This window comes from Cellulomonas sp. KH9, assembly GCF_900114185.1.
Lineage (GTDB): Bacteria > Actinomycetota > Actinomycetes > Actinomycetales > Cellulomonadaceae > Cellulomonas.
Genome location: NZ_FOSE01000001.1, coordinates 954,489 through 974,500 on the forward strand (window position 1 = coordinate 954,489; position 20,012 = coordinate 974,500).

Annotated in this window: 19 protein-coding genes; 1 reads left to right on the forward strand and 18 read right to left on the reverse strand. The window is 75.9% G+C overall.

Annotation, left to right across the window (positions count from 1 at the left end; all coding sequences use genetic code 11):
* Window positions 1-14: 14 nt before the first annotated feature.
* From BMZ16_RS04290 to BMZ16_RS04315, 6 genes are all read right to left on the reverse strand, one after another.
* Entirely contained in the window at window positions 15-575 is a 561-nt protein-coding gene (locus tag BMZ16_RS04290) for a nucleotidyltransferase family protein (RefSeq protein ID WP_089798303.1), read from the reverse strand.
* The gene (locus BMZ16_RS04295) at window positions 568-1,419 is read right to left on the reverse strand and encodes an ABC transporter permease (RefSeq protein ID WP_255366348.1); all 852 of its coding nucleotides are present in this window, start codon (window positions 1,417-1,419) and stop codon (window positions 568-570) included. Before BMZ16_RS04295 ends, BMZ16_RS04290 begins: the two co-directional genes overlap by 8 nt.
* Window positions 1,416-2,321 (reverse strand): ABC transporter permease, encoded by a 906-nt coding sequence (locus BMZ16_RS04300; RefSeq protein WP_089798304.1) that lies wholly within the window; start codon window positions 2,319-2,321, stop codon window positions 1,416-1,418. The genes BMZ16_RS04295 and BMZ16_RS04300 overlap by 4 nt, the downstream gene beginning before the upstream one ends.
* Window positions 2,318-3,151 carry an ABC transporter ATP-binding protein gene (locus BMZ16_RS04305; protein WP_177199581.1) on the reverse strand — a complete coding sequence of 278 codons (834 nt, stop codon included), beginning with the start codon at window positions 3,149-3,151 and terminating at the stop codon, window positions 2,318-2,320. Before BMZ16_RS04305 ends, BMZ16_RS04300 begins: the two co-directional genes overlap by 4 nt.
* A gap of 7 nt (window positions 3,152-3,158) precedes the next feature.
* A complete protein-coding gene (locus tag BMZ16_RS04310) occupies window positions 3,159-4,229 on the reverse strand; it encodes an ABC transporter substrate-binding protein (protein ID WP_089798306.1) in 1,071 nt (356 codons plus the stop codon).
* A gap of 237 nt (window positions 4,230-4,466) precedes the next feature.
* The gene (locus BMZ16_RS04315) at window positions 4,467-5,012 is read right to left on the reverse strand and encodes a nucleoside deaminase (protein ID WP_089798307.1); all 546 of its coding nucleotides are present in this window, start codon (window positions 5,010-5,012) and stop codon (window positions 4,467-4,469) included.
* Window positions 5,013-5,118: 106 nt separating this feature from the next.
* On the opposite strand from BMZ16_RS04315, the gene BMZ16_RS04320 reads away from it, so the two are divergent.
* Window positions 5,119-6,105 carry an XdhC family protein gene (locus tag BMZ16_RS04320; protein WP_089798308.1) on the forward strand — a complete coding sequence of 329 codons (987 nt, stop codon included), beginning with the start codon at window positions 5,119-5,121 and terminating at the stop codon, window positions 6,103-6,105.
* 70 nt (window positions 6,106-6,175) lie between these two features.
* Here BMZ16_RS04320 and BMZ16_RS19180 read toward each other — a convergent pair whose 3' ends face one another.
* The 12 genes from BMZ16_RS19180 to BMZ16_RS04380 all read right to left on the reverse strand — a co-directional run bounded on the left by BMZ16_RS19180 (window position 6,176) and on the right by BMZ16_RS04380 (window position 19,814).
* Window positions 6,176-6,322, reverse strand: a complete 147-nt coding sequence (locus tag BMZ16_RS19180; RefSeq protein WP_369822491.1) for a hypothetical protein — start codon at window positions 6,320-6,322, stop codon at window positions 6,176-6,178.
* Between the two features lie 365 nt (window positions 6,323-6,687).
* Window positions 6,688-9,516: a molybdopterin-dependent oxidoreductase gene (locus BMZ16_RS04330; RefSeq protein ID WP_089798309.1), complete on the reverse strand. Its 2,829-nt coding sequence runs from the start codon at window positions 9,514-9,516 to the stop codon at window positions 6,688-6,690.
* Window positions 9,513-10,310: an FAD binding domain-containing protein gene (locus BMZ16_RS04335; RefSeq protein ID WP_089798310.1), complete on the reverse strand. Its 798-nt coding sequence runs from the start codon at window positions 10,308-10,310 to the stop codon at window positions 9,513-9,515. Before BMZ16_RS04335 ends, BMZ16_RS04330 begins: the two co-directional genes overlap by 4 nt.
* Window positions 10,310-11,209: a MurR/RpiR family transcriptional regulator gene (locus BMZ16_RS04340; protein ID WP_089798311.1), complete on the reverse strand. Its 900-nt coding sequence runs from the start codon at window positions 11,207-11,209 to the stop codon at window positions 10,310-10,312. The genes BMZ16_RS04335 and BMZ16_RS04340 overlap by 1 nt, the downstream gene beginning before the upstream one ends.
* On the reverse strand, window positions 11,206-12,456 hold the full coding sequence (locus tag BMZ16_RS04345; RefSeq protein WP_089798312.1) for an allantoate amidohydrolase: 1,251 nt from the start codon (window positions 12,454-12,456) through the stop codon (window positions 11,206-11,208). The genes BMZ16_RS04340 and BMZ16_RS04345 overlap by 4 nt, the downstream gene beginning before the upstream one ends.
* A complete protein-coding gene (locus BMZ16_RS04350; protein ID WP_255366349.1) occupies window positions 12,453-13,661 on the reverse strand; it encodes a pyridoxal-phosphate-dependent aminotransferase family protein in 1,209 nt (402 codons plus the stop codon). The genes BMZ16_RS04345 and BMZ16_RS04350 overlap by 4 nt, the downstream gene beginning before the upstream one ends.
* A 57-nt stretch (window positions 13,662-13,718) precedes the next feature.
* Window positions 13,719-15,149 (reverse strand): allantoinase AllB, encoded by a 1,431-nt coding sequence (gene allB / locus BMZ16_RS04355; protein ID WP_089798313.1) that lies wholly within the window; start codon window positions 15,147-15,149, stop codon window positions 13,719-13,721.
* A gap of 10 nt (window positions 15,150-15,159) precedes the next feature.
* Window positions 15,160-16,062 carry a factor-independent urate hydroxylase gene (gene pucL / locus BMZ16_RS04360; RefSeq protein ID WP_177199582.1) on the reverse strand — a complete coding sequence of 301 codons (903 nt, stop codon included), beginning with the start codon at window positions 16,060-16,062 and terminating at the stop codon, window positions 15,160-15,162.
* Between the two features lie 2 nt (window positions 16,063-16,064).
* Window positions 16,065-16,385, reverse strand: a complete 321-nt coding sequence (gene uraH, locus BMZ16_RS04365; RefSeq protein ID WP_089798314.1) for a hydroxyisourate hydrolase — start codon at window positions 16,383-16,385, stop codon at window positions 16,065-16,067.
* On the reverse strand, window positions 16,382-17,002 hold the full coding sequence (uraD, locus tag BMZ16_RS04370) for a 2-oxo-4-hydroxy-4-carboxy-5-ureidoimidazoline decarboxylase (protein ID WP_089798315.1): 621 nt from the start codon (window positions 17,000-17,002) through the stop codon (window positions 16,382-16,384). Before uraD ends, uraH begins: the two co-directional genes overlap by 4 nt.
* A gap of 155 nt (window positions 17,003-17,157) precedes the next feature.
* Complete coding sequence (locus BMZ16_RS04375; RefSeq protein WP_089798316.1) at window positions 17,158-18,705, reverse strand: amidase; 1,548 nt, start codon at window positions 18,703-18,705, stop codon at window positions 17,158-17,160.
* On the reverse strand, window positions 18,702-19,814 hold the full coding sequence (locus tag BMZ16_RS04380) for an acetamidase/formamidase family protein (RefSeq protein ID WP_177199583.1): 1,113 nt from the start codon (window positions 19,812-19,814) through the stop codon (window positions 18,702-18,704). The genes BMZ16_RS04375 and BMZ16_RS04380 overlap by 4 nt, the downstream gene beginning before the upstream one ends.
* Window positions 19,815-20,012 lie beyond the last annotated feature (198 nt).

The window sequence follows — 20,012 nt, forward strand, 5'->3', positions numbered from 1 at the left end:
GCTGGATCGCGCGTTCAGCCGGGGGTGTCGCGGTCCGTCCCGCCGGGCAGGCCCGTGCAGTCGACGGTCACCGGCGGGTGGGTGCGCAGGTAGTCGCGGGCACCGGCGTCGCCGGCGAGCGACCGCCGCAGGGCGGCCCAGTGGTCCCGGCCGAGCAGCACCGGGTGCCCGGGCACGCCCCCGAAGGTCGCGCGGCGCAGGTCGCCCGGGCCGACGGGTCCGGCGGCCACCCGGGACACGGCGCGCGCGTCGAGGTCCGGCAGGTCGACCAGCGTGACGACGACCGCCGTGGCGGGGGAGGCGTCCAGGCCGGACAGCCCCGCGGCGAGCGACGCGCCCATGCCGCACGCCCAGTCGCCGGCGACGACGACGTCGGCGCCGACCGGCACCAGCGCGCGGGCGTCGTCCGCGGCCGCACCGAGCACGACGCGCACGCCCGCGCACCCGCCGCCGCGCAGCGCGTCCGCGGCCCGGTGCAGCCACGGCACGCCGTCGGTGACGCACAGCGCCTTGGGTCGGCCCATGCGGGTCCCGGCCCCGGCGGCCAGGACGAGCCCGAGCAGGTGCTCAGGCACGCCCCGCCGCCGGTCCGAACCGCGCCAGGACCCACTGCTCCAGCAGCTGCGCGAGCGTGTACAGCACGAGCGACGCCACGGTCACCACGACCACCAGCGCCCACACCTTCGTGTTCTGCGCCCGCCCGACGGCTGACACGACGCCGTACCCGATGCCCCCGCCCGTGGCCAGCCACTCGGCGATCAGGGCACCGGTGATGGCCCCGGGCACCGAGATCCGCACGGCCGCGAACACCGCCGGCAGGGCCGCGGGCAGCTGCACGAGCCGCAGCACCGTGCGCGGCCCGCCGCCCAGGACCGTGACGACGTCACGCATCTGCGGCGACGCGGAGCGCAGCCCCAGCACGATCGTCACGAGCGCCGGGAACAGCACGACGATGCCGCTCATCACCGCGACCGAGGCGACGCCCCGCCCCACGAGCAGGACGATCACCGGTGCCAGCGCGATGAGGGGCACGGACCGGAAGAGCATCGCGACGGGCATGATCGCGCCCTCGGCGGTGCGCGAGAGCACCATGGCCGCGGCCAGCACGAGCGCAGCGGTCATGCCGGTGACGAAGCCGATGGACGCGTCGGTCAGCGTGCGACCCAGGAGCGCCAGCACCTCGGTGCGGTGCTCGACGGCGTCGGGGTCGCTCACCAGGTACTCCCACACCTGCGCGGGACCCTTGCCGACGTACGGGGACACGTCGAGCACGGCGAGCAGCGCGACCCACGCGACCAGGACGACGACCGTGGTGGCGGTCGCGTCGAGCAGCACGCGGCCCACGCGGCCCCAGGCCGGGTGCGCGCGAGCCCGGCGGGGCTGCTCGGGCACGACCGGTGCGGTGGCGGGCGCCGTCACGACGCACCCCCCTCGCGTCCGCCGGCCCACGGGGTGACGAGGCGCGCCAGCAGCGCGAACAGCCCGTACCCCGCGCCGGCGACCAGGCCGCACACGAGCGCGATGCCCCACGCCCGCTCGGCGTTCAGGGACTGCCCGGCGTTGACGAGTGCCGGGCCGACGCCCCGGTCGACACCGCCGATGTACTCGCCGAGGATCGCGCCGAGCAGCGCGGCGGGCGCGGCGACCTGCAGGGCGCCGATGATGCCCGGCAGCGCCGCGACCAGCCGGACGCGGACCAGCTGCTGCCAGCGCCCACCGCCGAAGACGGTGACGACGTCGAGGCTCGCGGGGTCCGCGGACCGGAAGCCGAGCACGGCGCCCACGACGGTGGTGAAGAAGACCGACAGCGCGGCGAGCACGACGGCGGTGCCGGACGGCTCACCGGACGGCGGCGGGCCGATGACGATGTAGAGGATCGGGGTGATCGCGACGAGCGGCAGGCAGTAGCTGATGACCGCGACCTGCATGATCAGCCGCTCGAGCGCGGGGACGAGGAGCACCAGCGAGGCGAGGAGCAGGGCCAGGCCGTTGCCGACCGCGAAGCCCCGCACCGCCTCCTGGAGCGTGACCGACAGGTGCGTCACGTAGAAGCCCACGCCGTCCGCCGCGAAGCCCTGCAGCACGCCCAGGGGCGTGGGCAGGGTGCTGTCGGCGAGCACGGTGACGGCGCCGAGCCACCAGACCGCGACGATGCCGAGGACGCCGGCCGCGCCGGGGGCGGCCCGACGGCCGAGACCCGCGAGCCGCCGCGCACCGCTGGTCGTCGCGGGGGCGGCGGCGGGTGCCGTGCCGCCGGGTGCGGTGCTGGTCGCCGTGCCGCCCGCCGCGTCGCCGGGCGCGACGTCCGCGGCGGCGCTCACGCCCCGCCCTCCGGCGCCGCGGCACCGCCGAACAGGAGCTCGGACGCGTGGTCGTGCAGCGCGTGGAACTCCGGCGTCCGCATCATCTCCGGCGTGCGCGGTCGCGGCAGGTCGACCTGCAGGACCTCCTTGACCCGGCCGGGTCGCGGGCTCATCACCGCGACCTGGTCGGACAGGAAGATCGCCTCGCCGATGCCGTGGGTGACCATCAGCGTCGTCGCGGGCTTCGCGGTCCAGATGCGCAGCAGCTCGAGGTTGAGGCGCTGGCGGGTCATGTCGTCCAGCGCGCCGAACGGCTCGTCGAGCAGCAGCACCGACGGCTGCACCACCAGCGCCCGGGCGATGGACACGCGCTGCCGCATGCCGCCGGAGAGCTGCGCGGGCTTGGCCTTCTCGAACCCCTCGAGGCCGACGAGCCGCACGAGGTCGGCGACGAGCGCGTCGTCCACCGGGGTCCGGGCGACCTCGAACGGCAGCCGGATGTTGGCCACCACGCTGCGCCACGGCAGCAGCGCCGAGTCCTGGAACGCGATGCCGAGCGCGTGCTCCGCGCGCAGCTCCACGGGGGTGCGTCCCTCGACGAGCGCCGAGCCCGTCGTGGGCTCCTCCAGCCCGGCCAGGATCCGCAGGATCGTCGACTTGCCGCACCCCGACGGCCCGAGCAGCGACAGGAAGCTGCCCTTGTCGGTGAACAGGGTCGTGTCCTGCAGCGCGGTGACGTGGCGACGGCCGGACGTGAACGTCTTGCCCAGGCCGTCGAGGCGCACGCCGGTGCCCAGCGGACCCGCGGGGGTCCGCCGGGCACCGGCGTCGTGCTGCACATCCGTCACGGACGTCTCACTTCGCGAGGTCGGGCTGCTCCTCGAGCAGCTCCGTCAGCAGGGACAGGTCGAACAGGTCCTCGGCCTCCAGCTCGATGCCGGCCGCCGCGAGCGTCGTCAGGTTCTGCGCGATCAGCGCGTCGGAGATCGTGAACAGGCCGTTCGTCGTCGTCTCGTCGGTGACGATGAGGTCGATCTGGATCGTCGCCTGCGCGACCTCCTTGGCCAGGTCGAGCTCCAGGTCGGCGCCGTACTCCTCGACGGCCAGCCGCGCGCCCTCCTCCGGGTCGGCGACGGCGTCCTTCCAGCCGCGGATCTCGGCGGCGAGGAAGGCCTTCACCTTCTCCGGCTCGTTCGCGATCATCTCGTCCGTCGTCACGACGGACTCCGCGACGAACGGCAGGCCGTTGTCCGCGAAGAGCAGGTTCGTCACCGCGTTGCCCTCGGCCTCCACCGTGATGGACTCGTTGGTGACGTACGCGAGGAAGCCGTCGACCTCGCCGTTGACCAGCGGGGACGGGTCGTACTCGACCGGGACCTTGGTGACCTCGGACGGGTCGATCTCGTTGATCGCGAGCAGCGCGTCGAACAGCGCCTCGTTGGGCCCGGCCTGCACCCCGATGCGCTTGCCCTTGAGGTCCTCGGGGGTGGCGATGTTCCCGCCGTCGGCCAGCGACAGGATCGTGAACGGGTTCTTCTGGAACGTGGTACCGACGATCTTCAGCGGCGCGTCCTCCTCCGCCACGACCTGGCCCACCGACACGGCGTTGGACAGGCCGAAGTCGGCCCCGCCGGAGAGCACGATCGACTCGGTCGCGCCCGGGCCCGCGTTGAGCGTGACCGAGGAGAACCCGGCGTCGGTGAAGTAGCCCTTGCTGTCCGCGAAGAACTCACCGGCGAACTCGGCGTTCTTGATCCAGGAGAGCTGGACCGTGATCGCGCCGAGGTCGGTGCTCTCACCGTCGTCGCCCGCCTCGGCGTCGGCGCCCGAGGAGCAGGCGGCCAGCACGAGTGCCAGGGCGGCGCCCGCGGCGGCCACGCGGGCACGGCGGGCACCACGGGTGCGGGGGTGCGGGGGGAGGGTCATCGGCACTCCATCGGGAACGGGCGCGAGGGGGTTCGCGCAGTGGCACCGTGCGATCGCTGCTCGCCGGCACGGCGGGGGACGGGCGGTAGGACGCAGATGCTGTGAAACGGACGTTGCGGGGCGTGACGCTACGGACGGGTCGTGTCGGCCCGGGTGCGGCGCTGTGTCCCGGGTGTAAACGTGCACCCGGCCGGGGTCACGGTTCGGTCTCGGGCCGTCGTCGCCGGGGTGCCGCGCTCAGTACGAGGTGCGTGCCGTGTGGGCCAGCCACGCGTCGAACGGGTCGGTGGACCCGGGCAGGCGCCGCCCGACGACGCGGGTGCGGTCCCAGGTCGCCCGGTCCCGGGCGAACAGCTCGTAGAAGGCGGAGTCGTCGAACCCCCCGCGGGCGGCGTCCTCGCGGTCGGCGCTGAACACGACCCGGTCGAGCCGCGCCCACAGGCACGCGGCCAGGCACAGGGGGCACGGCTCGCACGACGTGTAGAGCGTCATGCCGTCCAGCGCGAACGTCCCCGCGGCGCGGCACGCGGCCCGGATGGCCTGCACCTCGGCGTGCGCCGTGGGGTCCAGGTCCCGCGTCACGCGGTTCTGCCCGACGGCGACCTCGACGCCGCTCGCGACGACCACCGCGCCGAACGGTCCGCCGCCCTCGGCGACGTTGGCGGTGGCGAGATCCACGGCGCGTGCCAGCCAGCGGGCGTCGACGTCGGTCCGCGCGTCGACGTCGGGCGGGGAGGCGGCGTGGTGCGCGGTGCCGGCGACGGGGTCCACGACGATCGACATGGCAGGTCCTCTCGTTGTCCTGCCGTCGATCGTCCGACCCGGCTGTTTCGGCACCGTTACCCCCGCGCGCCGGTTCTCGAAACAATCATTTCGTAGCGTCGCAGGCATGCTCGACCAGGCCGCGGAGATCTGCCGTCGCCTCGACGCCGGCCAGCGCGTCGCGGCGGCGACGCTCGTGCGCGTCGAGGGCAGCGCGCCGCGTGGCGTGGGCGCGTCGTTCGTCGTCGGCTCGGACGGCACGGTGGCGGGGAGCGTGTCGGGCGGCTGCGTCGAGGCGGACCTCGTCGAGCGGTGCCGCTCGGTGCTGGACGGCGGGCAGGCCCACGTGACGTCCTACGGGATCGACGACGACCTGGGTGAGCCGGGCCTGATGTGCGGCGGCACGATCACCGTGCTGGTCCACGAGGTGTCCGCGCTGCCGGCCGGTGCGCTGCACCAGGTGCGCCGCGCCGCCGAGGGCCTGGACGCGTGCGTCGTGCTCGACGCCGACGGCGGCGCGTGGGCCACCGAGGCGGCGTGCCCCGAGCCCGCCGACGACGGCCGTGCCGCCACCGCCGAGCCGCTGGTCACGTTGCGGACGCCCGCCGCCCACCCGCTCCTCGTCGTCGGCGCGGGCGAGCACGCGGTCGCGCTCACGCACCTCGCCGCGGCGTGCGGGTACGCCGTGACCGTGCTCGACCAGCGCCCGCTGTTCGCGACCAAGGAACGGTTTCCCGACGCGTACGCCGTCGTCCGCGACTGGCCCGACCGCTGGCTCGCGGCGCACCCGCTGACGGCCGCGCACGCGGTCGTCGTCCTGACCCACGACCAGCGCGTCGACGTCCCGACGCTGGTGACGGCATTGGCCTCGCCGGCACGGTACGTCGGGGCGATGGGCTCGCGCACGACGCACGACCGGCGCGTCGAGGCGCTGCGGGCGGCGGGGGTGAGCGGTGCGGCGCTCACGCGGCTGCGCTCACCGATCGGCCTGGACCTGGGCGGCTCGACGCCGGCCGAGACGGCGCTGTCGATCCTGGCGGAGCTCGTGACGACGCGGCACGGAGCGACGGCCCGGCCCCTGTCGACGACGACCGGCCCGCTCCACGGCCGCTGACCCGCCGCGACGTCCGCCGGCCGGGCGTCGCGGACGAGAGGGACGGTCGCCGGCGGCATCGAGCGATCCGTCACGACGACTCGACCGGCTGACGCAGGATCGTGCGCAGTCGCTCGGGCGCCGTGCGACGGGCGTCGCTCAGGTAGATCTCGTGGTGCGTGCCCGTCGGGCGCAGACCGTGGGCGGGGATGAACGCGTGGTGCATCGCGTCGAGCACCGGACGCGCTGGTCCGCGGGGACGACGGCCGGGTCGAGGTGCAACGCGACGGGACGCTGCTCGGCGGGCTCGTCGAGTCTCTCGTGGCACTCACGCTCCGGGTGTTCGCGCAGGCGGCGGACGGCCGCGTCTCGCACCTGCGCACCCGAGGCGGCGAGCACGAGGTCGACCTCCACGTCGAAGGACGCAGGCGGCGGCTGGTCGCCGTCGAGGTCACGACGACGGCCGCGCCCACCGCCCGGGACGTCCGCCACCTGCTCTGGCTCAAGGAGCTGCTCGGTGACGCCCTGACGGACATGGTTCTGGTGACGACCGGCCGTGACGCGTACCGACGGGCCGACGGTCACCGTCGTGACACCAGTGCCTCAGGACGCTGCCGCCCCCCGCGCCAGCCGCCACACCCGGTCCTTCGTCATCGGGATCTCGTGCGGGCGCACGCCCAGCGCGTCGCGCACCGCGTTGGCCAGCGCGGGGGCGACCGGGTTGTACGGGGCCTCGCTCATGGACTTCGCGCCGTGCGGGCCCAGGCCGTCGCGGGTGCGGGCGAGCAGGACGCGGGTCGCCGGGACGTCGGCCAGCTGCGGGACGCGGTAGCCGCGGAACGTCCGGGACGTCACGACCCCGTCGACCAGGACCGTCTCCTCCTGCAGCGCCGAGCCGATGCCCTGGGCGACCCCGCCCTCGATCTGCCCGCGCAGCTGCTCGGGGTTGAGGACGACGCCCGCGTCGGCGGCCTGCACGGACTGCAGGATCCGCACCGTGCCGGTCGCGGTGTCGACGGCCACGCGGAACCCGTGCACGTTGAAGGCGACGGACCGCGGGCTGCCGTGGTGCGAGCCCTCCGCGGACCGCGGGCCCAGCTCGGTGAACGTCACCAGGCGGTCGCCGACGCGCACGCCGTCCGCGCCGACGACGACCGTGACGTCGTCGGCGGGGGCGCCGGCCCAGACCCCCGCACCCGCCGCGTCGCCCGGCGCCGCGCCGCTCGCCGCCACGTCGCTCCACGCTCCCGACGCGCCGTCGGCCACCGCCCGCGCCGCCGCGACCAGGTCCTCGCGCAGCAGCGCCGCCGCCTGCGCGACCGCGCGCCCCGCCACCACGGACCCTGTCGACCCGTACGCCCCGGTGTCGAACCCGGCGCGGTCGGTGTCCGACTGCCGTAGCCGCACGCGGTCCGGCGTGGTGCCCAGCGTCGTGGCGACCAGCTGCACGTGCACGGTGGACGTGCCGTTGCCGAACTCGGCGGTGCCGACCGCCACCTCGTAGCGCCCGCACGCGTCGACGGAGACGGTCGCGGTCGAGTGGTGCCCGCGCGGCGGGATGGTCGCGATCATGGCGACCGCCACCCCCTCGCCCACCCGCCACCGGTCACCGGCCGGGACCGCGACGGCGTCACCGGCCCGTGTCGTGCCGAGCGCGTCCTGCACGAGGTCGAGGCACTCGACGAGCCCGTACGACGGGGTGTCGTCGCCCGGCTCTCGCACGCCGTAGCCCAGGTCGGTCGTCGTGTCGGCGTGGTTGACGAGGAAGGGGTCACCCGGCCGCACGACGTTGCGCCGCCGCATCTCGAACGGGTCGAGCCCGACCTCGCGCGCCAGCTCGTCCACCGCCGACTCGAGCGCGAACAGCACCTGCCCCAGCCCGTACCCGCGGAACGCCCCCGACGGCAGCTGGTGCGTGTAGACCGCCTCGGCGTCGACGCGCTTGACCGGGCACCGGTACTGCGCGACGGACTCGTGGATGCCGTGGAACAGCACACCCGGCCCGTGGTTGCCGTACGCGCCGGTGTCCGACAGCACGTCCAGGTGCATCGCGGTCAGCCGCCCGTCGGTGTCGGCGCCCAGCGTGACCTCGACGCGCACCGGGTGCCGGCAGGGCGCCAGCGTGAGCTCGTCCTCACGGGTCATCTCGTACTGCACGGGTCGCCCGGTGCGCAGCACGGCCAGGGTCACCAGGTCCTCGGTGAGCAGCTCCTGCTTGCCGCCGAACCCGCCGCCGACCCGCGCCGCGACGACCCGCACGCGCTCGCGGTCCAGCCCGAACAGGTGGCACAGCTCCTCGCGCACCAGGAACGGCACCTGCGTGCTGGTGCGGACCACGAGCCGGCCGTCGTCGTCGAGCCACCCGACGGCCGCGTGCGTCTCGAGCGCCGCGTGGGACACCCGCGACGTGCGCCACGTGCCCCGCACCACGTGCGCGGACGCCGCCAGGGCCGCGGCCAGGTCGCCGACCTCACCGTGGCTCGCGGCGACGACGTTGCGGGACGGGTCGGCGATGCGGGAGGTGACCGCGTCCTTGTCGCCGTGGACGAGCGGCGCACCTGGCCGGCGCGCCTCCTCGGGGTCGAGCACGGCGGGCAGGGGCTCGTACGTCACGTCGATCAGCGCGCACGCAGCCCGGGCGACGGCGACGGAGTCCGCGACGACCGCGGCCACCCGCTGCCCGTGGAACCGCACGACGTCGTCCAGGACGCGGGTGTCGTCCGGGTCGTCCGTGCGGTGCTGGTGCCGGCCCGTCGAGAACAGCACGTCGGGGGAGTCGCGGTGCGTCAGCACCAGGTGCACACCGGGCAGCGCCTGCGCGCGGGTCGTGTCGATCGACAGGACCCGGGCGTGCACGTGCGGCGCGCCGAGCACCGCCAGGTGCAGCAGACCGGTCGGCGTCTCGTCCAGCGTGAACGGCTCGCGCCCGCACACGATCCGCCGGCCCGCGGGAGCCGCCACGGGGTCCCCGACACCCCCCTCGCGCACGACGTTCGACTTCCCGGCCAGGGCGTCGCGCACCGCGCGGTACCCCGTGCACCGGCACAGGTTGCCCTTGAGCCGGCGGACCAGCCCGTCCTCGTCGAGGTGCACGTGCCCGTCCTCGTCGGCCAGCGCGGTGGCCGTGACCACCATGCCGGCGGTGCAGAACCCGCACTGGAAGCCCTGCGCGTCGACGAACGCCTCCTGCACGGGGCTCAACGCGTCGGGTGTCCCGAGCCCGGCGGCGGTCGTCACCTCGGAGTCCACCGCGCGCACCGCCGGGACCAGGCACGAGTGCCGCGGCTGCCCGTCGACCAGCACGGTGCACGCGCCGCAGTCCCCGGAGTCGCAGCCCTTCTTCACCGCGACGTGCCCCGCCTGCCGCAGGAAGGTGCGCAGGCACTGGCCGGGGGCGGGCTCGGCGGTGACGTCCTGACCGTCGACCCTCATGCGGTCACCTCCGCCAGCACCTCGTCGACGAGCAGCGTGGTGACGGCGCGGCGCCAGTCGGGCGCGCCGTGCAGGTCGTCGAACCACTCCAGGCCGGCCAGTGCGTCGGTGACCTGCGACGACGTCGGCGGGCCCGTGAACCGGCGCTGCACCGGTCGGGGTGTCGCCGCCGTCACCGTCAGCGTCAGCGTCCCGTCCTCGTCGCGCCGCGCGGCCACCAGGGACGCCGAGCGACCGACGGCCGTGAGCGAGATCTGCCGCACCGCGGTCCGGGCGCGCAGCGCGTGGCCGGGCACGTCGAAGGCGCGGACGACCTCACCCGGCGCCAGCGTCGTGCGACCGGGGCCCACGACGAGGTCGGCGACCGGCTCCCGGCGGTCCGTGCCGTCCGCGGCCCAGACCACCGCGACCGCGTCGAGCGCCGCCAGGAGCGCCGTCATGGCGCCGGCCGGGAGCGCGAGCGCGACGTTCCCACCCACGGTCGCCTGCGCCTGCACCTTGAAGGACATGAGCAGCGCGTCCACGCACCCCGCGACGAGCGGCCACCCGGTCCACGCCGGGTCCGGGACGTACGCGGCCAGCTGCTCGACCGTGCAGGTGGCCGCGACCCGCAGCCCGTCGCCGGCGCGTTCCACGGGCACCCAGCCGAGCGCGGTGAGGTCCACGAGACCCGTCACCCCGGGCTGCGGCTCGGAGAACAGCCACGTCCCACCGGCCAGCAGCTGCTCGCCCGGGGCGAGGCGCAGGTCGGCGCGCGTGCGGGCCCGGCGCAGGGAGGCGACGTCGAGGTCCATCAGCGGGCCTCGACCTCACCCAGCGTGCGGTACGCCGAGTCGATGGCGGTGACGCGCTGCTCACCCGTGCGGCCCCGCCGGGCCAGGACGGCGTCGGCCAGCGCCGCGACCACCGAGGACGCCGCCGCGTACGAGTCGAACGCACCGCGCGCCTGCACCGGGCACTCCACCCACCACGTGGCGTGCGCGGCCAGGGCCCGCGCCGTGGGGTCGGCCAGCAGCACGACCGGCGTGCCGGCCGCGCGCAGCCGCTCGGCGAGCGCCCGCACCCCCGGCGGCCGGCGGCGGAACGCCACCAGCACCACCGCGTCCTGCGGCGACAGGTCGACGACGTCCTCGGACCACGACTGGCCCGGCTGCGGCAGCAGCGTCACGTGCGGCCGCACCTGCATGAGCTGCTGGCGCAGGTGCAGCGCCACCGGGTAGCTGTTGCGCAGCCCCACCACGACGACGCGCGGGGCGTGGGCGAGCAGGTCGGCCACGGCGTCGAGGTGCACGGCGAGCGCCGCGACGGCCGCCCGCACGGCCACCCCGTCCGCGTCGGCGTGCGCGTCGAGGTCCGGTGCGGCGGCCAGCGTCACGGGCAGGCCGTGGCCCCGCAGGCGACGCAGGTGCTCGCGCACCTGCGTGAAGTCGTCGAACCCCAGGCTGCGGAACAGGCGGCTCATCGTCGCCTTGGACACCCCGGCCAGGGCCGCGAGCTCCGCGGCGGAGTACGTCGCGAGGTCACCGAAGTGCTCGAGCAGCACGTCGGCGCCGCGGCGCTCCTGCGGCGGCAGGTCCGCGTAGCGGGCGGCCACGCGCTCGTCGAGACGCAGGCCGTCGACGTCCGGCCCGGCGGGGGAGGCGTGGTCGGGGGTGAGGGCCGCGGGCGTGGGGCTCGGTGCGGTGGTCGTCATGCCCGGACCCCGGCGGGCGTCCCGGTGCGCGTCGCGACCGCGCGCACGGCGGTGGTGAGCGCGTCCAGGCCCGCGGCGACGTCGACCGCGCGGACCTCCTCGTCCGGGTGGTGGCTGATGCCGTCGCGGCAGCGGACGAACAGCATGCCGACGTCCGTCACCGCCGACACGGCCATGCCGTCGTGGCCCGCGCGGCTCCACACGTCCAGCGGGTCGGTGTCGCCGGTGGCGGCGACACCCTCACGCAGCGCGTCCCGCAGCCGCGCCGCGCACGGCGTCGCGGGCGCCTCGTAGAAGTCGGTGACGTGCACGGTCAGCCCGCGGGCCGCGCAGACCGCGGTGATGCCGGTCAGCAGCGTGCGGCGCATGGCGTCCCGCTCGGCGTCCGTCGCCGCGCGCAGGTCCACGGTGAAGACGGCACGGCCCGGGATGACGTTGACGGCGCCCGGCTCGACCTCGATCTGCCCGACCGTCGCGATGGCTCCGGAGTCCCGCACGGTGCGCTCGACCAGCACCACGGCCTCCGCGGCCCCGACGAGCGCGTCCCGCCGCCGGGGGTACGGCGTGCCGCCCGCGTGCCGGGCCTCCCCGACGACCTCGACCCGGAAGCGCTGCGCGCCCGCGATGGTCGTGACGACGCCCAGCGACCGGTCGGCCTCCTCCAGCAGCGGCCCCTGCTCGATGTGCGCCTCGAGGTACGCGACCAGGTCTGCCGGTCGGCGTGCCGCGGTACCCACGAGCGCGGGGTCCAGCCCGAAGTCGCGGGCGGCCTGCTCCAGCGTCGTCCCGTCCGCGTCCCGCAGGGCCCACCAGGTGTCGTCCCAGGTGCCCGCCAGCGCGCGCGAGCCCATGAGCGCGGTGCCGAAGCGGGCGCCCTCCTCGTCGGTGAACCCGACGACCTCCAGCGCGCACGGCCACGTCGCGACCTCGTCCCGCAGCCGCTCGACCACCGCGACGGCCATGAGCACGCCCAGCATGCCGTCGTACCGGCCGGCGTCGGGGACGGTGTCGAGGTGCGAGCCCAGCAGCAGCGCCGGCAGCCCCGGCTCGCGGCCCTCGACGCGCCCGCACAGGTTGCCCGCCTGGTCGCGCCACGTGCGCAGCCCGGCCCCGGTCATCCACCCGGTGGTCAGCCGGTGGGCCGCGGCCAGCGCCGGCGTGAGGTGCTGACGGTCCAGGCGTCCCGGGCGGTCGGTGCACGCGGCCAGCGCGTCGCAACGCGCGAGCACGACCTCGGCCGTCGTCACGCGGCGTACACCGCCTGCGCCGCGTCGACGCCGCCACCTGCGGCGACGGCCACGCCCAGACCCCGCAGCACGTGCTCCAGCGCCGCGAGGGTCGTGAGCACCGCGTCCTTGCGCGCGTTGACGCCCATCGTCCCGATGCGCCAGACCCGACCGTGCAGGGGGCCGAACGACGTGCCGATCTCGATCGCGAAGTCGTCGAGCATCGCCGCGCGCACCGCGTCCGCGACGACGCCGTCCGGCACCTCCACGGCCACCACGTTGTGCATCCGGTGCGCCGTGTCGCCGAAGACCTCCAGCCCCAGGCCCCGCACCCCCGCCAGCATCGCGGCGCCCGCCACCCGGTGCCGCTCGACGGCGTCGTCCAGGCCCTCCTCCAGCAGCACGCGCGCGCACTCGTGCGCGGCGTACAGCATCGACGTCGCCTCGGTGTGGTGGTTCAGGCGGCGAGGACCCCAGTAGTCGAGGATCTGCGCGAGGTCGAGGTAGTTGGAGCGGATGACCGCACCACGGGGCTCGTCCTCGTCGGTCCGCAGCCCCTCCTCGACGTGCCGCCGGGCGCGCACGGCGTCGCGGGCGCGGTCCGACAGCGTGGTGGGCGCGCTGCCCGACGGGCCGCCGAGGCACTTCTGCAGGCCGGCGGTCACCACGTCGAGCCCCCAGGCGTCGGTGTGCAGCTCGTTGCCGCCCAGGGAGGCGGTGGCGTCCACGTACAGCAGCGCGTCGTGCTCCGCGCAGACCGCACCGATCTCGGCCAGCGGCTGGCGCATCGTCGTGGACGTGTCGCCGTGGACGACCGCGACGAGCCGCGGCCGGTGCCTCCGGACCGCGTCGGCCACGCGCTGCGGGTCGACGACCTCCCCCCACGGGGCCTCGACCGTCTCGACGGTGGCGCCGGCGCGGCGCGCGATCTCCACCAGCAGGTGCCCGAACCGGCCGAACACCGGGACGACCACGCGGTCCCCGGGCTCCACGAGGGACACCACCGCCGCCTCGATCGCCGCGCGGGCCGTGCCGTCGACCAGCAGCGTCGCCTCGTTGCCGGTGCGGAACACCCCCCGGTACAGCTCCTGCGTCGCGTTCATGTACCCGGTCATGACCGGGTCGAACTGCCCCACCAGCGGCGCGGACATCGCACGCAGCACCCGCGGGTCGGCGTTGATCGGGCCGGGCCCCATGAGCAGCCGGTGCGGCGGGTTGAGCGTCATGGTCCGCACGCTACGAAACGGCCGTTTCACCGAGGTTTCGCCGAGGTGCGCCCCGGGTCACGGCCGCCCCAGCAGGCGGCCGGTGCCCGCGGTCACGGCCCCGTCGCGCACCACGACGCGCCCCCGCAGGACCGTGCCCGTGACCGACGCGGAGAGCTCGACCCCGTCGTACGCGCTGATGGGGTTGCGGTGGGCCAGCGCGCGCGCGTCCACGTGCAGCGGGACCCGCGGGTCGAGCACGAGGACGTCCGCATCGGCACCCGGTGCGAGGCGGCCCTTGTGGGGCAGCCCGACGAGGTCCGCGGTCCCCGTGGCCATCCAGCGGCTGACCCGGGCGACGTCGATGCCGCGGGCCGCGGCGCCGTGGGCGACCGCCTGGAAGCCGACCTGCAGCCCGGCGACCCCACCCCAGGCCTGCTGCAGGTCCCCGTCACCGCGCAGCTTCTCCTGCGCGGTCGCGGGGGAGTGGTCCGTGACGACCACGTCGATGATGCCGTCGAGCAGCCCGTCCCACAGCGCCTCCCGGTTGCCCGCGTCACGGATCGGCGGGCAGCACTTGTGCGCCGGCGACGCGTCGGGGATCGCCTCGGCGTCGAACGTCAGGTAGTGCGGGCACGTCTCCACCGTCACGGGCAGGCCCTCCGCGCGGGCGTCGGCGAGCAGGTCCAGCGCGCGGGCGCTCGACAGGTGCAGCACGTGCACGCGGCAGCCGGTCGCCCGGGCACCCGCGACGACCCGTGCGATCGCGGCTGTCTCCGCCTCGTGCGGCCGCGACGCGAGGAAGTCCCGGTAGACGCGGCCGGGGCGCACGGGGGCGTCCGCCAGCACCGCCGGGTCCTCGGCGTGGACGATGACGAGGCCGTCGAACGCCGCGACGGTCCGCAGCGCGGCGTCGAACGCGGCCGGTCCCAGGGGTGGGAACTCGTCGACGCCCGACGGCGACAGGAAGCACTTGAAGCCCATGACGCCCGCGTCCCACAACGGGTGCAGGTCGTCCAGGTTGCCGGGGACCGCTCCGCCCCACAGGGCCACGTCGACCGAGAGCTGACCCGTCGCCGCGCGCCGCTTGGCGGCCAGGCCGGACGTCGTGGTGGTGGGCGGGATGCTGTTGAGCGGCATGTCCACGAGGGTTGTGACGCCGCCCAGCGCCGCGGCGCGCGTCGCCGTGGCGAACCCCTCCCACGCCGTGCGGCCCGGCTCGTTCACGTGGACGTGCGTGTCCACGACGCCCGGCAGCACGTAGGCGTGGTCCGGGGCCGTGAGCACGGGCCCGTCGACCGGGACGTCGTAGGCGTCGACCGCGGTGATGCGGCCGTCCGCGACGCGCAGCGTCGCGGCGCGCAGGGCGCCGTCGACCAGGACCTGGCGGCCGCGGACGGCCGCGACGAGGTCGCCGGGGGCGGGTGCGACGAGGCGGACGGGCGCGGAGCCGGTGCCGGGTGCCGGTGCCGCGGGACGCGCGGCGTCGTCGGGTGCGGTCGTCGTCACGGCGCGGCCCTCAGACGAACCCGGGGACGCACGCCCACACGTGCGGTGCCGGGGCGTCGCCCTCGCGGTGCACGGCAGCCTCGATCAGGCCGTACGGGCGGTCGGCGGCGTAGAACACCTCGTTGTGGTTCTCGAGCCCGAACGGCTCGAGGTCCACCGGGAAGTGGTGCTTGTTGGGGCACGACAGCCGCACCTCGGCCACGTCGTCGCACGCCTCGAGGACGGCGCGGCCCATCGCGAAGATGGTGTGCTGCAGCGCCAGGGAGTGCACCTGCGCGAAGGTCGAGAGCAGCAGGTCGCGCACGATCGGGTAGCGGGTCTCGAAGTCCACGTCCGCGTTCGCCCACCGCCACCAGGCGGTCACCGACGTCGCCAGCACGCGGTCCTTCGTCTCCCCGAGCGTGGTGTACCGGTCGCGGGGGAAGCCCCAGAACTCCGAGCCCGTCGTCTTCAGCACCGTGGCCCCGGTGAACCCGGAGACGACGTGCGCCCCGTCGCGGCCCAGCTGCACGACGGTGCGCCGGGTCTCGCGGCCCGTGCGGACGAATGCGTGGTCGTGCGGCTCACCGTCCACCGCGATGCGGTCCCAGGCGTGCACGTCGGCGGCGAACCGTCCGCCGGTGACCTGCGCGAAGTCCTCGACGAAGTGCCGGCCGAGCCGCAGCAGGAACCGCTCGGGGGAGCCGACGCCGTGCTCCTGCGCGAACGCGTACACGGTGTTCTTCTGCGTGTCGGTGGCCACGACGTGCGCGTTGTCGCCGGTGGTGTGGCAGGCGGTGAAGTCACCGCGCAGCTGCGTGGTGACCGTGAGGTCCTCGATCTCGTGCACCGCGGTGTCGCGCGTGACGCGCACGAGCCGCACCTCGGCCTTCCCGTACTGGTTGGTCCCCAGGACCACGTCTCCCACGGCCATCGTCAGCTCCCTCGGTACGTGGTGTAGGCGAACGGGCTCAGCAGCAGAGCCAGGTGGTAGTGCGGCTGGTCGGCGTCGACCAGCACCTCCAGGTGGACGGCGGCGTGGACCGTCGGGACGCCGGCGGCCGCGAACCACGCCGCCGTGTCGAACCGCAGGCCGTACCGGCCGCCGCCCAGGACCGTGGCCCAGCGCAGCCGACCGTCGGCGTCGGTCCGGCCCCTCTCGAGGGGTGTGCCGTCACCGGCCAGCAGGGTCACGTCGAGGCCGACGGCCGGGCGGCCGGCGACGGCGTCGAGGACGTGCGTGGAGCAGGTCGTCATGCGACCGGGTCCCCCGCCGGGACGGTCGCGGGTGCCGCGGGGACCGTGGGCGCGGGGGCGTCGGACGTGGCGCGCGGCGACCGGGTGTGCGGCGGGGCGTGCGGGGTCGGGCCTGCCGGGGCGTCGGTCACGAGCGACGTCAGGCGCAGGAGGGCGATCTCGCGGAGCTGCTGCGCGGTGACCTCGGCCTCGGTGAGGTCGTCGTGCGTGAGCCGCTGCTCGAGCAGCGCGAGGACCTCGGCGCTGCTGCGTCCCGCGGCGCGCACCAGGTAGACGCGCCCGAAGCGCCGCTCGTACCGCGTGTTGCCGGCGGCGAGCCGCGCGGCGACGTCCGCGTCGGCGGTGTCCACACCGGACTGCTCGCGCGTCGACATGGCGGCGGTCGGGCCGTCGCCGCGGTGCCGCTCGCCGATGCGGGGGTGGTCGGCCAGCGCCCGGTCGACGTCGACGTGCCCCCAGGCCAGCGCCTGCTCGGCGGCGTGGGTCCGGAGGGCGTCGACCGAGCGGTAGGGACGCGCCGCGACGACGGACGCCGCCCACCACGGCACGTCGGCGCAGGCGCCCACGACGGCCTGCGCGTCCGCAGCGGGCAACGCGTTGAACTCCTGCAGCAGCATCCCGTGTCCTCTCGCCCGCGCCGACCGTAGGCGCCGGATGTGTCCCCGAGGGAAACGGTTGTTTCAGCAGCGTGAATACCTGCGGACGGTGCCCGTGCCGACGGCGGTGCCGGTGGAGGTGCCGGTGCCGGTGGAGGTGCCGGTGCCTGTGGGGGTCAGCCGGACGTGGCGAGGTCGCGGGCGAGCGCCAGCAGGTCGCGGTCCCGTCCGGGTGCCGCGACGAGGCACACGCCGACCGGCTGCGGCGCCTGCCGTCCGACCGGCGGGAGGTCACCCGGTCCCGTCCCCCGGTGCGCCGGCAGCACCACGGCCGGCAGACCGCCGAGGCCGGCGACGCACGTCAGCCGCAGCGTGGCCGCCCGCACGGCGTCGAGCTCGGCGGGGTCGGGGCGCGGTGCGACGGACGGTGTCGCGGGCAGGACCAGGACGTCGTCGCCGACGAGGTCGACGATCCGGGTGCGGATCGACTCGCGGGCCGCACCCGCGGCCCGGCCGGCGGCGTCCGTCACGGTGGACGCGACGGCGAACCGGCCCGCGACGTCCGCGCCGAGCGCGCCGGGGTGTGCGCGCACCCAGTCGCCGTGGGAGCTCCAGGCCTCCCACGCCTGGAGCACCCGGAACACCTCGGCCCACGCGCCGAGGTCGACGTCGTCCCACCGGTCGGTCGGTGTCGCGCCGGCCGCGTCCGCGAACGCCGCGACCCGGGTGGCCACGTCGTCCTGGGCGGCGGCGAGCAGGGCGTCGCTCACGACGAGCCGCCCGGACCGGGCGTCGGTGGTCCCGGGCGGCAGCAGCACGTCGCCGACCTCCGCGAGCAGGTCCGCGTCGCGGGTGAGCCACCCCACCGTGTCGAACGTCGGCGCGAGGGGCACCAGGCCCGTCGTCGCGACGGCGCCGTGCGTCGTCCGCACCCCGAACAGGCCCTGGTACGACGCGGGGACGCGGATCGACCCGCCCGTGTCGGTCCCCAGGCCGACGTCCGCCTGCCCGAGCGCGACGGCGGCGGCGGAGCCGGACGACGAGCCCCCCGGCACCCGGCCGGGGGCACGGGGGTTGGGCGGCGTGCCCGAGTGCGCGTTCGTGCCCGCGAGGGAGTAGGCCAGCTCGTCGGTGCGAGCCACGCCCCGCACGTCCGCACCGGCGGCGAGCAGGCGGTCGACCGCCGTCGCGTGCGACACGGCCACGTCCGCGCCGGCCAGCCACGTCGGGTTGCCGGCGCCGACGCGCTGACCTGCGACCGCGAACAGGTCCTTCACCGCGACGGCGCGCCGCGCCAGAGGCCCGGCGGCGGCACCCGCGACCAGCGGGTCCCCCAGGACGCGCCACACGCGGGTGTCGGCAGCGACGGCGGACGTGTGCACGTGCGCGGCGACCACCACCCAGCCGGTGGGTCCCCGTTCCCACAGCTGGGTCTGCTGACCGCGGCCGCCGCGCAGCAGCTCCGTGACGGCGACGACGAGGGCGTGGTCGTCGTCGACGGTGCGCACGTGCACCTCGACCAGCCGGCGCGCCGGGGCACCGCCGCGAGCCCCGCGGAAGGCCGCGATGCGCTCGTGCCCCACCAGCAGGCCCGTCGCGTCGCCGCGCAGCGTCTCCGGACCGGGCGCGAAGAGCCGGTCGAGGGCGTCCAGGTCGTCGGTCCCCAGCGCCCGCTCGTAGGCGCGGAAGGCCTCGAGCAGGCCGGCGGGCGGGTCCGTCCTCATGCGCCGGCTCCGGCGATCGGCCCCGCGGAGGCGTCCGCGGTCGCGGGCTCCGCCAGGTCCGCGAGCCGGATCCGGGCGTGGACCCCGGTGACCCGGTCGACCACCTGCGACACGTCGAAGTCCGTCGCCGCCGACAGGTACGCCAGGGCGTGGGCACGGTCCATGCCGAACCGGGCCTGCAGCAGGTCGAGCGATGCACGCACGCACTTGCGCAGCGCCTCGTCCAGGTCGGGGTCGAGGCCCGTAGGCACCAGGTGCTCGGCCGTGCGCACGAGGGGACCGGTCAGCGCGCCGAACGCGGCGACGGCGTCGGCGCGCGGCAGCAGGTCGAACCGCAGCGTTACACGCAGCGAGGCCTCCAGCGCGGTGAGGGCGACCTCGCCGTCGCCCTGGGCGAAGTGCGGGTCGCCGACGTAGGCGAGGGCGTCGTCGACCTGCACCGGCAGGTACAGCGTGGCGCCGGCCCGGAGGAGGTTGATGTCGAGGTTGCCGCCGTGCGCGCCGGGCGGCACCGAGTGCGGACGCTCGTCACCCGCGACCGCGACGCCGAGGATGCCGGGGAAGGCGGCCACGGGGAACGAGACGGTGCGGGGGCTGCCGGCGGCGCGCGGCATGACGGCTCGTGTCCCGGACGCGTCCAGGCGGGCGAGGACGCTGACGACGTCGGCGCCACCCTCCGGCATCTCGCCCGGCAGCGCCCCGCGCCCGTGCCGGTTGGAGATCACGCCGTAGGGCACACGGGGCAGCGTCTCGAGCACCGTGATCGCCAGGACGTCGCCCGGACGTGCCCCGCGCACGGCGACCGGCCCGGTCACGACGTGGGGGCCGTCGTGCAGGGGGTCGTGCGGGTGGGCGGACGCGGCGAGCGCGACGGCGTCGGACAGCACGTCCGCGAGCCCGTGGGCACCGAAGTACGCGCGGGGGTCGCGGCCCTGGTCCTCCAGCAGACCCTCGTGGCTGAGGGTGTCGACCGTGACCTCGGTGCCGGGGTCCACCGTGAGGACCGGGGCGTCGCCGGCGCACGGCAGCCGGCCCCACAGCACGTTCTCGGGGGTGGACGGCAGGTAGGTGGCGGCGCGCACGGGGCCGGTACCGGGGTCGAGCAGCATGCGCCGGACTGTAGGCGGCATCGGTGTCGGGCATGTTGCGCGGGCCGCGGGGGCTGTGGACGGGGGCCCCGGACGCGCCGGCACGCGGCACCGTCTGGTGCGTCGACCCGACCACAGGTCCCGCCGCCGGGGTCGTCGTCCACCGACGTGCCCGGGGGTGCCGTGCCGGCGCACCCCCGGCGGCAGGCTCGACCGACG